Here is a 15368-nt window from a genome sequence, read left to right on the forward strand (position 1 = left end):
CAGCCATCCTCTGAGTGCTCATTGGGAAGACTGCCGCTGTTTAGGTTGTCCTACATGCTGTTTTAGTAGACTATTGAACCTTTTTAAGTCCCATCTGCGCCGCAAAATAATTCTGTAATTCCTCTAATTTGCGAGGATCAGCTAGGGTTGTTTTGTCTGAGAAGTAGTGTTCGAGAACAAGGTCCCAGGTAGGTACTATTTTTTGTGAGTTCATCGCTTTAATGGCGACTTTGACCGTCTTGCGTTCTTTGGCATTAGAAAAGGTATCTACGTAATGCTGTGAGCGCTCGAAATCCAGATCCTTAAATACAGCGCGGAAGATCTCTGAAGTCATCTTTGCATCATCCAGTGCTCGGTGAGCAGACCCAGAGGGCTCTAGCTCAAACAAAGCCATTGCACCTTCAACACTAATATCATTACTTAGGCCGCGAGCCCGCAGCACACCCTTAAGTAAATCGAAATACGTTGCGGACATCCAGTAGGAGTCGTCCATCTTGTGCATGCGCACATCCTGAATGATTCGTTTCATGTCCTCGCCACCCCAAGTTAGTAGCAGAACTCCGTCTGTACTTAGATCAAGCCACTCTCTAAAGGCAGTGATGACTTTCGGGAAGCGGGGGGCAATATCGATTTCCTCTTGGGGGATCCCGGTTTTTTTCTTAATAAAAGAATTAAGGGTAGAGAAATATATGGGTTTGATCAAGGAAGAGAATTCATCCTTATACTGCAATGAAGAGTCTAACCGGACAGCTCCAATCTCAATGACCTCCATAGGGTGCTCGCTGGCAAACTTACGGCCGTTGAATTCGATGTCCAGAATAATATAATCCACAGGTACTTGCCTCCGTTCCATGACTGACGCTGTAGTGCTTAATACGTCGACTACTCTATTTTAACAAAAAAAGCGATGTAATGGGGAGTATGGGAACAAGCTAATATTGGAACATAAAAAGAACCAGCACTATGCGGGTTCTTTTTATAACTATAAATGAGCAAAAAGATTGCAGACAATAAAGTAAGACGATTAATGTTCTGAACCGGCAGCAGGTTCAGGCTGATGAATTGGCTGTTCCAGCAGGACAGATCCGTCTTCAAGACGAAGCCAGGTATCGAAGTCTTGGGTACCTTGGGTCAGTCTGATGACGCGTGCGCCCCGCATAAAGCCTTCTTTTCCATAAGTATTGTAGCCGGTAGCACGGCCATAGGAAAGACGTATGCCATACAGGCTGCCCGTAAAATCATTGATATGGTCATGTCCGCAGAAGGTGCCCAGCACATCACCCATTTCAAGCAAAGCCGAGAATAATCCCGAGTTAACCTCAGGTGAGCATACACGCTCATACTTATACCCATGACAGACTTGTGTAGACCAGACCTCACGATATTCGGGAATCGGGATATGGAAGAAAGCTAATGCAGGCAGCCTGTTCTCAGCAGTTTTAGGATTCAATCTAGCGGATTCAGCAGTTAGCCAGTTAATCTGATTCCGGCTAACCCAATTGTAGCCAGGGATATGCTCCATCTCGGAGTAGCTGCCGGAGTCAACAAAATAAAGGACAGCGGCCGCATGGCCATCCTGATCTTTTATTTCAAGTGTGTAATTGCCTGAACCTTCAAGATCCTCTGGACCGGCTTCGGCCAGACAGTGGGGATGTTCCAATGCAATCTGCATCAGTTCACTGCGGGAAATCAGAGTTTCTGTATCATGGTTGCCAAATACGAAGGCCCAAGGGGTACCTGTTTTCTCAACAGCAGCGACAGCATCCCGAAATGCTTGGGCAGGGTCTTCACACGCCTGTTCATCAGGTGAGACAGGGGCAGTGTAAATCAGATCTCCCGTGAAGACCACAAGATCAGGTTGTTCCGCTTCCAGAACGCGTTCCATCAGTTCCCGAGTACGCTGATCTTCGGCTCTTCCATCCATCCAGTGAAGATCAGTGAACTGTACAATTTTCAAGGTTCCATCTTGCTGAAATGATAAGCTGTGTCTCATTGGGGGTATCTCCCTTACTGTGTAATATTGTTAGCTGATCCAGATCCGCTGTGTGAAATGATCTCCGGAGTTTCTACCAATCATAATATCAAATTCTCCGGGCTCGTAGACCAATTGATCGTCTTTTCCGTAGAACATTAGCATATCTCTAGTGATCTCGAAAGAAACTACTTGTTTCTCATGCGCTGCGAGTGTAATTTGCCGGAAGCCCTTTAGTTCTTTGACCGGGCGAACGACACTTGCGCTGACGTCATGGATATAGAGTTGAACGGTTTCCTTACCGGCGATGTCTGAAGTATTCTCCACCTCAATGGAGGCAACAATCCGACCCTTAGCATCAACATTGAAGTTGCTGTAATCAAAACTGGAATAGCTCAGACCATAGCCAAAGCAGAAGAGAGGTTCATTAGGGCAATCCAGATATCGAGTTACATATCGTACATTGGGATATAGGGGATCATAGGGACGCCCCGTCTGATAGGCATTGTAATAGATAGGAATTTGTCCAACCGAGTAAGGGAAGCTCATAGATAAACGACCGGATGGATTATAATCTCCGAACAGCACATCAGCTAGTGAGTTTCCGGATTCTGTACCCAGAAACCAGGCTTGCAGCAAAGCGTCGCTGGCCTCAAGAACAGGGGTTAGTTCCAGTGGTCGGCCGCTAAATACAACGGTAACAATCTTTTTGCCGGTATCTTTCAAACGCCAGATCAGCTTCTCCTGATTGGTCGACAAGCGCAGATTGGTTTTGCTTCCGCCTTCCCCGGTATCCTGCTGATTCTCACCTACAGCAGCGAGAATTACATCGCAATCCTTTAGGCGCTGGAAGGCTTCTTCGATTTCATCCTCTACATCAAAAACACCCTCCAGCATGCTTCCCAGCTCACCAGTCATGGCCGTAATAATATCTGCGGCAGATGTTTTTTGAGAAATGCCGTTGTAGAGTGATACGGCCGGGTCTTTTTCCGTTCCAGACCAGCCGCCCAGCACATGAATAGAGGTAGCGAAGGGACCAGCCAATCCAATCTTCATACCGCGTTTAAGGGGCAGAGCGTCATTGTCATTTTTCAGCAGTACCACTGAGCTGGCACCCAGCTCTCTAGCTGCTTGCAAATTCTCCGTGCTCGGCGTGGGCGCCTCATCTACTAACGGGTCTGCATCCTTGAACGGATTGTCAAACAAGCCGAGGGCATCCTTAAGTTCTAGCACTCGGATAACGGCTTCATCGATCAAAGAGACATCCAGCTTGCCTTCCTCGACCAGACCGGCACCGTGGTTTAGATAATGGGTGGACATCATTTCAATATCAAGTCCAGCAGCTATACTTTTCTCCGCTGCTTCACGGCCATCCTCAGCTGCACCATGGGGGATTAGCTCATTGACGGAATTGAAGTCGGCAATGGTAACGCCGTTGAAGCCCCATTCCTCACGCAAAATTCCCCGGAGAAGTTTGGAATTACCGCTTGCTGGTATGCGGTCAATCGTATTGAATGCGGCCATCACCATGGCTACACCAGCATCTACAGCAGCTTTATAGGCTGGTAGATAGAACTCACGTAATACGCCGAGGGACATATCTACCGTATTGTATTCACGACCGCCTTCGGGAGCGCCGTAACCGGCGAAGTGCTTCACACAGGCAGCGATCCGCCCTTTTTCTTTTAGGTCTTTGCCCTGATAGCCCCGTACCATGCTCTCAGTTACACGGGCATTTAGATAAGGATCCTCACCGGATGTCTCCATCACCCGTCCCCAGCGCGGATCGCGTACGAGATCCGTCATAGGTGAGAAAGTGAGATGGATGCCGGCAGCTGCGCTCTCTTTGGCTGCAATTTCAGCAAATCGTTCGCAAGCTTCCATATCAAAGCTACAACCTATCGCAAGCGGGATCGGAAGAATTGTTCTGTAGCCATGAATGACATCCGCCATGAAGAGCAGAGGAATCTTCTGACGACTGGCTTGCAAATGCCGGGTCTGCAGATCAATCACATTTCTGGCTCCAATACCGTTCAGAACACTTCCGATGTTCTCCATTACTTGTGGCTGAATGTTCAGTTCTTTAAATGGGCCGGTTAAATCCACGGTATCATCCAAGCCCCAATAGTGAGGGCCTAGCTGGGTTAATTGGGCCAGTTTTTCTTCCAGAGTCATATCGTTCACAAGATCTTGGATAAAAGATTTAGTCATGGTTAACACCTTCCTCGTGAGCGCATTGATAGTTATTGTGAAAATTAGATGTGCTATACCAATAAGAAAGCGCTTGCGATTTCTGTTCGCCGCTACTTTAAGCGGGAGAGGATTCCGAGTAAAGGATAGCTTTCAATACCCTGTTCCGTGTGCATACGCAGATTAATATTATTGGATGAGACATGTAATAGATCGGTACGGGGAGTTCAACGTCAGACGTCATAGATAGAGGCTGACATGTTTATGAAAGAACAGATAGAAACGTTTCCATAAACGATACATATCGATCTTAGTCCGAAGGCCATAAAAAGTCAATTATCTTCGTGAAATCGGCCGATTCATTATATTTAGGTTGTAAAATGTGATTTTTATTACTAGAAAAACAAAAATAAAATGAATTGACAGCGCATACATCTAGGGAGTATGATTTTCGTACAGGGAGTTTCAAAGAAATTATGGAAACGTTTCTATATCATCCGATACGCTTTATTATAAAGGATGAGCAATCAGTTTTAAGCTGGTTGCGGGACAGGAAAGGAAGCTAAGTTATGCATCTGACGAAATGCATTTTTCAAATTGGAGGTGGGCTCATTGGCAAGAATTAAGCTTGCGGGTGGAAATATTGTCCGGGAAGTCATTAAGAACAAAGTGCTTTTTCTAATGTTGCTGCCTGTAATCCTATACTTCATTATTTTTCACTATGCGGTAATGCCTGGCGCTTACGTCGCATTCGTAGATTACAAGCTCAATAAGGGTATTTTCGGTAGTAATTTCATTGGCCTTAAGAACTTTGAGTTCCTGTTTCAAAACGGTGATCTCTGGAATATTACTAAAAATACACTACTCTACAATGTTGTATTTCTTGCCTTGGGGAATATTATTCAAATCATTTTCGCCATTATGTTATCTGAAATAGCAGGTAAGTGGTTCAAGAAGATAACGCAGTCCGTCATTCTTCTTCCAAACTTTATCTCAATGGTTATCGTCGGTGTATTTGCCTACAACTTGTTCAACTTCAACTCAGGTTTTATTAATACGATGTTTGTAAGCTTGGGGTTAGATCGTTATGAATTTTATTCTGACCCTGGGATTTGGAAGTATATCATTGTTGCCTTTAAGATTTGGGCTGGAACTGGATACGGTATGATTGTCTATTTGGCAACCATTACAGGAATTAATCATGATTTGTATGAGGCGGCCTATATGGATGGGGCTACGACCTGGCAGCGGATTCGCTACATGACTCTTCCAATTCTGAAGCCTACTTTTATTCTATTGCTGTTGTTCGGATTGGGTGGCATTCTTAAAGGCTCCTTCGACCTATTCTACAACCTGATTGGTACTAACTCCGTGCTGTATCCGCAGACGGATATCATTGATACCTATGTCTTCCGTTCATTAGTGGGGCAATTCAACTTCTCCATGGGTGCGGCAGTCGGCTTCTATCAATCCTTATTCGGTCTGATTCTGGTACTGGTGATAAACTTTATTGTTCGTAAGGTCGAACCAGACAGCGCATTATTCTAAATTCAGAAACGAAATAGGGGTGATATCAGTGGAACAATCAAAAATCAAGCAGGATTCTGGCAGTATTCTCATTAAAGCGGTCAGCTATCTCTGCATTACAATCTTTGCACTATTTTGTGTATTTCCTTTTGCATTAATGATCTCTTCCTCGTTCATGAATGAACAGGAAATTGTCCGTGAAGGCTATAAGCTCTGGCCAAAGGAATTCTCAATAAAGGCTTATGAATTGCTGTTAAATAACTCTGGCAAACTAGTAAGTGCTTATCAGGTTACGATTTTTATCACCGTAGTAGGTACGGTACTTGGACTATTCATGATGTCAATGGCTGGGTTCGTACTTAACCGAAAAGATTTCAAATATCGTAATTTCTTCTCCTTTATGATTTACTTTACAACGCTTTTCAGCGGTGGTTTGATTCCAACGTATATCCTGATGGTCAAACATCTTCATATGAAGGACAGCTTATTCGCCATGATCCTTCCGGGTGTAGTAGGCGCTTGGTCCATCTTCCTAATGCGTAACTTTATGAAAGCTATTCCGGATTCTCTATATGAATCCGCTACAATTGACGGCGCCGGTGACTTCCGCATCTATTGGCGGATATTCATTCCACTAGCAGTTCCATCCTTAGCTACGATTGGATTGTTCTCGGCACTGGGCTTTTGGAATGAATGGTATAACGGAATGTTGTATATCGACGATCCGACGAAGTATCCGCTTCAATACTTCTTGCAGCGAATGGTCAATCAGGCGAATCTCGGAGCGCTAGTCAATTCGGGGGCGGTAATCAATACTGCTGATCTTCCGACGCAATCCATTAAAATGGCTACAGCTGTGCTAGCTACTGGACCTATTATTCTTCTATATCCTTTTGTGCAGCGTTACTTCGTAACAGGCCTCACAATCGGGGCAGTAAAGGGTTAATGGACGTTTCCTTTTCATAGGGCGTTTATTATAAATCAAGCAATCATTATTAACAGAAAAAAAGGGAGGTTTACCTAATGAAAGGTAAAAAAACGGCGTCTTCTTTACTAGCTGTCCTAATGCTTACGGGGGCACTTACAGCTTGCTCATCATCCAAAGACAATGCTTCTAGCAATGATGCAGCAGCTACTAAATCACCAGAAACATCTGCTAACAATACAGGAGGAGTCGATACTTCCAAAGAAGCTAAGCTGACGTACTACTTGTGGGGCAGTGAAGGTGTTCAAAATAAGGCGATTCTAGCTGAGATTAACAAAAAACTCAAGGCAGATATCAATACAACTTTAGAAATTAAATATATCGACTGGCCAGATATTGCAACGAAATATCCATTGCTATTTGCTTCTGGTGAAACATTTGATTTGTCACATGCTTCTCCTGGAGCACCGGTAAACTACTATACATTAGCAAGTGAAGGTGCATTGGTAGACATTACTGACATGCTCGATAAAGTTGCTCCTAAGCTGAAGGCAGAAATTCCAGCAAGTGTGTGGGAAAATACGAAGGTCAAAGGTAAAATCTATGGTGTTCCGAGTCTTTATAGCGAATATACACCAAGCGGTTATGCTTATCGTGTAGACTTGCTGAAAAAATACGGCATGGAAAAAATTGCATCTATCGACGATATGGTTAAATACATGGACAATGTAGTTGCCAATGAATCATTCCCACCTATTAATGGTAAAGCTGAAGATGCACAAAATATGTTCAGAATGCTCGTAGATACTACTGGTCAGTGGCTTAATGCACCAGGGATCTCAACAAATGAAATCAATTTAGTGACTAAGAGCGCAGAGGACTACAAAACAGTGTTCTCTCCAGCCTACACCCAAGAATTCGAAGATTGGGCTGTGAAGATGCGTGAATGGGCAGACAAGGGATACTGGGGCAAAGATGTACTGTCCTCATCACTTGGAAGCAAGGATAACTTCAGAGCAGCAAACTCCGCGGGTTACTTGACGCATACTCAGGACTGGCTCGGTCAATATGGCGGGGATAAGACGGCACTACCAGGGGTAGAAACTGATTTCTATACTTTTGCAGAAGCTAACAAGAAGATTAAACGTAAAATGGGTGTTGATAACTCTACCGTAATTAGTGTCAACTCTGAGAATCCAGAGCGTTCTTTGATGGTAATCGAGAAGTTCATGACTGACGAAAGCTACTACAACCTCATCCAAAACGGTATTGAAGGTAAGCAATATGTCATGGAAAATGGAGTTAAAAAGCAGCCTGCAGGCTTCAACGAAAAAACAGACGGCGGAGGTTTCGCTGCTTGGTCACTTCGTAATGACAAATTCGTAGTTCCTACGGACACAGAGAACCCAATCCGTAACTCTCTGTTCGCAGAGTGGGATAAAGTGGCTATCAATGATCCATACAACGGCTTTACTTTCGATCCAGCGAATGTTACTACAGAGATTGCTTCGATCTCCAACGTGAATTCTCAGCTTGGTATTCAATTGATGCTTGGTAAAACAAGCAAAGATCCTAAAGCTGCTGTAGCGGATTACCGTGAGCAACTGAAAAAAGCAGGAATTGACAAGGTTATTGCCGAAGTAGAAAAGCAATTGGCTGAGTTCGTTCCGGTGAACTAAAGAACGTTAAAAGGTGTGAGGGAGCTATAGTAGCATATAGCTCCCTTATTCATAAGTGGGGGAGTATAGTGGACGTAAATATCAAGGATATCGCGCGGATTTCCGGTGTGGGCATCTCGACGGTTTCCAGGGTCATCAACAATAAGGGGCTGGTGAGCAAGGCTACACGGGAAAAGGTTCTGAATGTTGTTAAGGAATACAATTACATTCCCAATTCCAATGCGAGAAATCTAAAAACTACGGAGTCTAAGAACATTGCACTTTTGGTTAAGGGGATTACGAATCCGTTCTTCTCTAATATGATCAAAGAAATCGAGCGGCAGGCTAATCTGCGAGGGTACCCTTTCCTCATTCATCAGGTAGAGGATGGAACGGATGAAATTAATGCGGCGATTCAGCTGACCAAAGAAAAGAATCTATGCGGGATCATCTTCATGGGCGGAACTTACAATCATTCCGAAGAGAAATTCAAGCAACTGACGGTTCCTTTTGTACTGACGACGATCACCTCCACACAAGAGGTGGACCCTGATATCTTTTCTAGTGTCACCATTAATGAATTGAAGGAAGCTTATAAGGCCACCAATTACTTGATATCACTTGGACATGAGAATATTGGTTTTCTAGCCAAGTCCCCATTACTGGATGAAACGACAGGCAACCGGCGTTATTTGGGCTACAAAAAAGCACTGGAAGAACATAATCTGCCTTATGATGCACAGCTTGTGGAGGATTGTGAATACAGTCCTAGCTCTGGATTTGATGCAGCGCGAAGATTACTTAAAAGGAATAAGGGAGTAACCGCAATATTTGCAGCCTCCGACACGATTGCTATCGGTGCTGCCAAAGCGGTGCTTACCGCAGGGTTGTCTATTCCGGATGATATTTCAATCATTGGCTTTGACGGGATCGAAATGGCTGAATATTTTCATCCTTCACTTGATACGATCAGCCAACCGGGTACAGAAATGGCTTTATCCAGTGTGGGCGTTCTGTTTGATCTAATTTCTGGACGGTCAGCTCATCAGCATATTGTCTACGATGCGGTATTGCTCAAGCGAGGCTCTTGCAAGATGCTCAAAACACTTAAGGTATAATACTGACTATAAACGCTATCATTGGAGTGGTAACCCAAATGCAAGACACATTAAGAATAGGTACTCTAGTTCGTGGCGGGGAGGCCGTCGCCGTTATTCCGCAAATTGTTCAGCATGGGTTTGAGTCCTTTAACTTGAACTTTTGGCAGACCACTGGTGAAACTAATCTTGTAGAAACAGCTGCACGAGTAACGGAGCTGGCTGCTGAACATGATTTTGTCATCTCTTCCATTGGGATTTACGGAAATCCACTTTCAGGAGATGGAGACAATGCTGACACACTCGCCAGTTGGGAGCGATTGATTGATCATGCCCATTTATTCGGCACAGATATTATCGGTGGATTCACCGGACGTCTTCCAGGTTCTTCGATTGACGAGTCGATTCCGAGATTTGCAGAGGTGTTTAGTGAATTGTCCAAAAGGGCAGCCGATCGTGGCTTAAGAATTGCTTTTGAAAATTGTTCTATGGGTGGAAACTGGCAGGCCGGAGAGTGGAACATCGCTCACAATCCTTCAGCCTGGGAGAAAATGTTCAATGCTGTACCAGCAGACAATCTGGGTCTGGAATGGGAACCGTGCCACCAGCTGATAGGTCTCATTGATCCGATTCCGCAGCTACGCAAATGGGTGAACAAGGTGTTCCATGTGCATGGTAAAGATGCCACTATTGCCTGGGATATCGTCAAGGAATACGGAATTCATGGACCTAAGCCTTATGTGTGGGACCGGACGCCTGGCTTCGGAGATACGAACTGGGTGGATATCATCTCGATTCTGCGCCAAGCCGGCTATAAGGGAACTATTGATATTGAAGGCTGGCATGATCCTGTCTATCAGGGTGAACTAGAAATGACTGGACAAGTACATGCACTAAATTATTTGAAGTATTGCCGAGGTGGCAGTTTTGTCCCTAATCCGGTGTAAAGGATATCAGATAGTAACAACCCAAAAATGACCTCAAAATCCACAGTGAAGTGGAGGGTGAGGTCATTTTTATTTGCATAACTTTAATCCCGAATAAGATATCCTTGCCCAAGCTGGATTTCTTTAAAGCCTGCCATGTGGCGAGCTTGAAAGCGGATCGGCTTAAATCCACCTATAATAATGATGTTTTTGATATCCGCAGCCCCATCTGAAGGCAGTGAAAAGGATTTGATATAGGTGAATTCTTCCGCGAGCGTGGTGTGAATCGCGTTAATATGTGGGTCATTTTCACCTTTTCCCATTAGATTCATTAGTAGATACCCTTCGGCATTCAGTTTTGAATACACGATGCTGAAAAATTCACTGGAGATTAAGTGCCTCGGCGTGCCCGCGGCGGTGAAAGCATCCAAGATGATGTAATCATAGTTCTGTGGTTCTTCACCTTCAAGGATCTGACGTCCGTCCCCGATCACTACGTTATCTTGGTTGTATCCAAAATAGCGGCGGCTTAATTCGACTACTTCACTGTCTAGCTCAGCTACTTTAAATCTTTTGTCTATAAAATGCCCAGCAATCGTTCCAATCCCATGACCTATAAGAAAGGCATCCTCGAAAGAGGGAGCATTGCATTCCATCAAGTGAATGATGGCTCGCGGATATTCAAACACAACTCGTTCTGGGTGATTGAGATCCATCGCACCTTGAATGGCCTGATTGGAAAACTGCATGACGCGGAACGCACCTTGTTCACCGTATAGATCTGTGGTGTCATAGACGGTGATTTCATGATTATCGCTGCTCGTGTGAATCTGTGATTGCAAGTGATCAAACTCCTTATACGATAGAAATTCGTTTATATTCATTGGGTGTAACGCCGACTACACGTTTAAAAAGCTTATTGAAATAGGCAGGATCACCATATCCAACTTCTGCTCCAATCTCGTGAATCTTTAGGTCAGGGGCATTCTTAAGCAGATGCTTGGCTTTACGTAGCCGGATTTCCGTGATGTAGTCCGTTAATGTAAGTCCAGTCTCTTGTTTGAACAGCTTACTTAAATAGCTTGGTGTCAAAAAAACCATATTCGCTAAGGTGTTCAGATCCGCATGTTGATTATAGTTGGCTGATATCCAGCGCTTTATGGTTTCTACAGCTGTACCGGACATCTCTAGGCGATGGGCTCTGATCTCAAATAGAATGCTTGAGAAATGGTTGGTAAAACTACGCTCGATTTCACTGAAGCTCATACTGGACGCGATGCTTTCATCCAGCCCATGATAGGGTGCACCTTTGTAGAGGGCCTCAAATTCTTGCAATTCTTTCTGCGCAGATTCAATAACCCATCGACAGACACGGAGAATTTGATCGGGCACAGCTTGTTGTGATTTCAGCACTGAGAATAAGTTATGCACGCGTTCTAAAGCACCCTCCATATTCAGGATCTGCAGATCATGGATTAATGGTTCCTTGATCGCATTAAAAGGCTCAAGGATATTTATCTCAGACTGCTGAATGTTCTGAATATTTGCATAGTGCAGTCGGTCAGGATTATAGATGCCGACGCTGCAGGCTAACTTAGCATCTAGATATGCTTGTCTAAGCTTGGCGGTATCATTATAGGAACTGCTAGTACCTACATGCAGTATCATACCATTGGCAGAGATACGGATTCTGTCGCCGATTTCATTCCTATCGCTGTCTGAGAGTTGCTTTGTAGAATACAGGATACAGACATGCAGTCCATTTTGAATCTCTAAGCTGTCGATACTAAATGCCATCACTTGCCGCAGACTGTCTACACAAAAACAGACGGGTTCTCTTGATCTTCCTTTGAACACAAAGACTGAGAAATAAGGCTGGGGCAAAGTAAGGCTCGACAAAAGCAAGGGTGAAGGGGGCTCGTCGCCTTGAAGAAGGGTCAGTAAGAGACCAGAACGGTGACGTACCTCCTTGTCACGAGAGAACTGCTGCTCTTCCTCTAATTGATAAAGCAGCTCGAATAATTGCTCCTTATCGATTGGCTTTAATAAATAGTCTACTGCAGAGCTGCGTATGGCTTCTCTGGCATAATTAAATTCAACAAATCCACTCATTAGAATGGAGCGGATTTGTGGGTGACTGGCTTTTAATTGTTTAATTAATTCCAAGCCGTTAATTTGCGGCATACGAATATCAGTAATCACAACATCAAGTTGAAGTGAAGGTAACTCGTCAAGTAGATGTTTCCCATCGGAGTAGGTGCCGATGACCAGAAATTCAGTGTTTTCTTTGCTGATCATTCGGGCCAGACCTTCGCGGATCAGGATTTCATCGTCAACAATTGCAATATGCAGCAATCAGAGCATCTCCTCTCCGTAATTCATATCATCTTCACTATGAGTAGTGAAGGTAATGTCCTCAATGCGCAGCGTAACACGAGTACCCACTCCGAGCTTACTCTCTACAAGGAGCCCGAATGAGCTACCGTAATGCAGACGGATTCTCTCATTCACATTTCGTAGGCCAATACCAAACATTTCACTTTCAGTCCCATTTTGCAGACTATTATTTAAGGAACGAAGGGTAGCTGCATCCATACCGATGCCATCATCTTCTACACAGAATACGACATTTCCATGCTCACTCCATGCGGTGATGCTTAAGGTGCCGAGACCTACTTTTTGATCTAAGCCATGAAAAACTGCGTTCTCCACAATGGGTTGGAAGACAAGCTTGATTACAGGAAGATGTAGAAATTTCTCTGGCACATCAATGTGTAGATTGAACTTATCTGGAAACCGGATTTGTAGCAGATGATAATAATTTCGTACATGATCCAGCTCTTGTCTGATCGTAACGGCTTCTTCGCTTCGGACAATACTGTAACGCATCTGAAGTCCAAGCAAATAGGTGAGTTTCGCTACACGGGGGTCATCGTTGCTCTCTGCCAGCATACGGATAGACTCCAGCGTATTATAAATAAAATGGGGATTGATCTGATTCTGAAGTGCCCTCATATCAGCCTTCTGCTTACGCTTCTCGGTGAGGGATACTTCCTGCAGCAGATCCTTGACCCTTATGATCATCCGATTAAAATGACTGCCAAGCATTCCAATCTCATCATTATATTTGGAGTGCTGCCAGACATCTAGATTACCGTGCTGTACCCGTTTCATTAGACGGACTAAAGATTTAAGGGGTTTGGTCAGCGCATGTGAGATGAACGTCGCAACACAAAGTGCAAAAGCAATAATGATCAGTGTAGTTAATATAAGAGCATTGCGATTCTTCTGTACAGGTGACAGGATCCGGGCCAAAGGAATCGTAACCATAGTCGTCCAACCTGTCTGTTTCGAGACGGTATACACTGCAAGATAAGACTGGCCATTCATTTCTATTTGAAAATGATCCTGTTGCTGATTCACATGCTGCAGCAAAAGCTGCGTGTTCAGACTTTGCCCCTCACCGGTTTGCATCGAATTTGAGGCGTCTTCACCGTCATAGATCAATTCTCCGTTATTATCTACAATTAGTGTGTTGCCTTGTGTAACTGCGTTTACGGGATCAATGATCCCCTTAAACAAGTTGATGTCTACATCAAATACGAGAATTCCTATATTATCTAGCGTGCTTACAGAATTAATGGTGCGAAGTACACTGAAAACCTCTCTGTGGACATTGGAGTTTATACGAATCGTATGTCTGCCTTGAATGACAGGAGCGGCCCCAGCTTCTTCACTTAAGGTTCTCCATTCGGCTAGTCGTTCTTCAGGATACAACTCGTGGATCCCGGGGACTCTATCATAAAAAACAGAACCGTACTGATCCACCATGTACACGGCGATGATCTCTTCCTTCGTATGCTTCAAGTAGCTCAGGAACATCGCCATGCCAGTACTTTTATCCCAGTCGGTATTTTGCTGAGTTAGGTAGAATTGTACATCGGTGTTATATAGCGGTAGCGCTGTGTATCTTTTTAGATCGGCAACATAACGGTCAATGGTATCAGAGGCATTCGATGTCATTTGGTTCGCGCCTTCCGTTGCATTCACTAGAACAGAATTGAACATGGAGCGGGAGGACAAATAACTAACATAAGTGATTGGAAGCGAGATCAGAAAGACAAATACGACGATCAGTTTTCGCTCCATCGGAAGATTGGCAAGGAACAACCACATTTTTCGTAAGGCTAGCCGGATGAATGATACCATTTGCGTTATCCTTTCTTAAAGTGAACTGCCTTATTTAACTGCGCCGCTGGTTACGCCTTCAAAGATATAACGTTGTAGGAAGAAATATAGAATTATTGTGGGGAGCAGGATAAGCAGAATGGCCGCACAGATCAAATTCCATTCGCCCGAATTGACCCCTTGAAAACGCATCAGGATCGTCGTAACTACGCCCAGGCTTTGTTTTGGCATATATAGATAAGGGATGTACATGTCATTATAGATACTAATCGTCTTCAAGATAATCAAAGTAGCCGTAGCCGGCGTCAATAATGGAAAAATAATCGAGCGATAGATTTTAAAAAGAGATGCACCTTCTACCATCGCGTTCTCATCTAGATCCACGGGAATGTTACGGATAAATTGCAAATAAAGAATAATTTGAATCACATCTGCTCCGATATATAGCACGATAGGGGCGCCGAGTGTATTATAAAGCCCCATGCTTTTGATGATACCAAAAGTGGCTACTTGCGTCGTGATGCTAGGAATGATAGTGGCTATTAGATAAGCACCAAAGACAACAGGTTTTAATTTAAAAGAGAAGCGTCCCAGTACAAATGCTACCATAGTTCCAAATAGAATGTTCAGAATTAAAGTAATAGCTATAATAATTAATACGTTACCAAATCCGTTAAGTAAACCTCCACGCTGGAACACCGCAATGAAATTATCGAAATTAAAAAAGCTTTTTGGCAGTGCCATGGAGCTGCTACTGTTAAATTCATCAGTCGATTTGAAGGCATTTACGATAACTACATAAGGAGGGAAAAGCACGACAAATACGCCGATGATTAGCGAGAAGTATTTAATAACATCTGTAAAGCGGAATTTGGAGTTTGTCAT

At 44.0% G+C, this 15368-nt stretch carries 12 protein-coding genes; 5 read left to right on the forward strand and 7 right to left on the reverse strand.

Annotated elements, in window-relative coordinates; all coding sequences use genetic code 11:
• Positions 1-70 precede the first annotated feature (70 nt).
• From MKY19_RS04175 to bglX, 3 genes are all read right to left on the reverse strand, one after another.
• Positions 71-853, reverse strand: a complete 783-nt coding sequence (locus MKY19_RS04175) for a 3'-5' exonuclease (RefSeq protein ID WP_339800590.1) — start codon at positions 851-853, stop codon at positions 71-73.
• Positions 854-1024: 171 nt separating this feature from the next.
• Complete coding sequence (locus MKY19_RS04180) at positions 1025-1993, reverse strand: metallophosphoesterase family protein (RefSeq protein WP_339800593.1); 969 nt, start codon at positions 1991-1993, stop codon at positions 1025-1027.
• A gap of 30 nt (positions 1994-2023) precedes the next feature.
• Positions 2024-4183: a beta-glucosidase BglX gene (gene bglX / locus MKY19_RS04185; protein ID WP_339800596.1), complete on the reverse strand. Its 2160-nt coding sequence runs from the start codon at positions 4181-4183 to the stop codon at positions 2024-2026.
• A 591-nt stretch (positions 4184-4774) separates the two neighbouring features.
• Here bglX and MKY19_RS04190 point away from each other — a divergent pair.
• The 5 genes from MKY19_RS04190 to MKY19_RS04210 all read left to right on the forward strand — a co-directional run bounded on the left by MKY19_RS04190 (position 4775) and on the right by MKY19_RS04210 (position 10316).
• Complete coding sequence (locus MKY19_RS04190; protein WP_339268868.1) at positions 4775-5710, forward strand: ABC transporter permease subunit; 936 nt, start codon at positions 4775-4777, stop codon at positions 5708-5710.
• Positions 5711-5738: 28 nt separating this feature from the next.
• A complete protein-coding gene (locus tag MKY19_RS04195; protein WP_197069743.1) occupies positions 5739-6635 on the forward strand; it encodes a carbohydrate ABC transporter permease in 897 nt (298 codons plus the stop codon).
• A 77-nt stretch (positions 6636-6712) separates the two neighbouring features.
• Positions 6713-8293: a DUF3502 domain-containing protein gene (locus MKY19_RS04200; protein WP_339268871.1), complete on the forward strand. Its 1581-nt coding sequence runs from the start codon at positions 6713-6715 to the stop codon at positions 8291-8293.
• Positions 8294-8361: 68 nt separating this feature from the next.
• Positions 8362-9390, forward strand: coding sequence for a LacI family DNA-binding transcriptional regulator (locus MKY19_RS04205; RefSeq protein WP_339800600.1), 1029 nt, complete (start codon positions 8362-8364; stop codon positions 9388-9390).
• Positions 9391-9428: 38 nt separating this feature from the next.
• The gene (locus tag MKY19_RS04210; protein ID WP_339800603.1) at positions 9429-10316 is read left to right on the forward strand and encodes a sugar phosphate isomerase/epimerase; all 888 of its coding nucleotides are present in this window, start codon (positions 9429-9431) and stop codon (positions 10314-10316) included.
• Positions 10317-10399: 83 nt separating this feature from the next.
• Here the strand turns inward: MKY19_RS04210 and MKY19_RS04215 are convergent, their stop codons facing one another.
• Genes MKY19_RS04215 through MKY19_RS04230 form a run of 4 tightly spaced genes read right to left on the reverse strand, consistent with a single transcriptional unit; the run spans position 10400 to position 15368 of the window.
• Positions 10400-11137 (reverse strand): fused MFS/spermidine synthase, encoded by a 738-nt coding sequence (locus tag MKY19_RS04215; RefSeq protein WP_339800606.1) that lies wholly within the window; start codon positions 11135-11137, stop codon positions 10400-10402.
• 13 nt (positions 11138-11150) lie between these two features.
• Positions 11151-12650: a response regulator gene (locus MKY19_RS04220; protein WP_339800609.1), complete on the reverse strand. Its 1500-nt coding sequence runs from the start codon at positions 12648-12650 to the stop codon at positions 11151-11153.
• Complete coding sequence (locus MKY19_RS04225) at positions 12651-14504, reverse strand: sensor histidine kinase (protein WP_339800612.1); 1854 nt, start codon at positions 14502-14504, stop codon at positions 12651-12653. It lies immediately after the preceding gene.
• Positions 14505-14534: 30 nt separating this feature from the next.
• Complete coding sequence (locus tag MKY19_RS04230; protein WP_042185023.1) at positions 14535-15368, reverse strand: carbohydrate ABC transporter permease; 834 nt, start codon at positions 15366-15368, stop codon at positions 14535-14537.

It is taken from the genome of Paenibacillus sp. FSL R5-0744, assembly GCF_037972555.1.
GTDB lineage: Bacteria > Bacillota > Bacilli > Paenibacillales > Paenibacillaceae > Paenibacillus_AQ.

Coding starts and splice junctions, on each gene's coding strand:
- MKY19_RS04175 (WP_339800590.1), bottom strand. CDS start 853: ATGGAACGGAGGCAAGTACCTGTGGATTATATTATTCTGGACATCGAA.
- MKY19_RS04180 (WP_339800593.1), bottom strand. CDS start 1,993: ATGAGACACAGCTTATCATTTCAGCAAGATGGAACCTTGAAAATTGTA.
- bglX (WP_339800596.1), bottom strand. CDS start 4,183: ATGACTAAATCTTTTATCCAAGATCTTGTGAACGATATGACTCTGGAA.
- MKY19_RS04200 (WP_339268871.1), top strand. CDS start 6,713: ATGAAAGGTAAAAAAACGGCGTCTTCTTTACTAGCTGTCCTAATGCTT.
- MKY19_RS04210 (WP_339800603.1), top strand. CDS start 9,429: ATGCAAGACACATTAAGAATAGGTACTCTAGTTCGTGGCGGGGAGGCC.
- MKY19_RS04225 (WP_339800612.1), bottom strand. CDS start 14,504: ATGGTATCATTCATCCGGCTAGCCTTACGAAAAATGTGGTTGTTCCTT.
- MKY19_RS04230 (WP_042185023.1), bottom strand. CDS start 15,368: ATGACAAACTCCAAATTCCGCTTTACAGATGTTATTAAATACTTCTCG.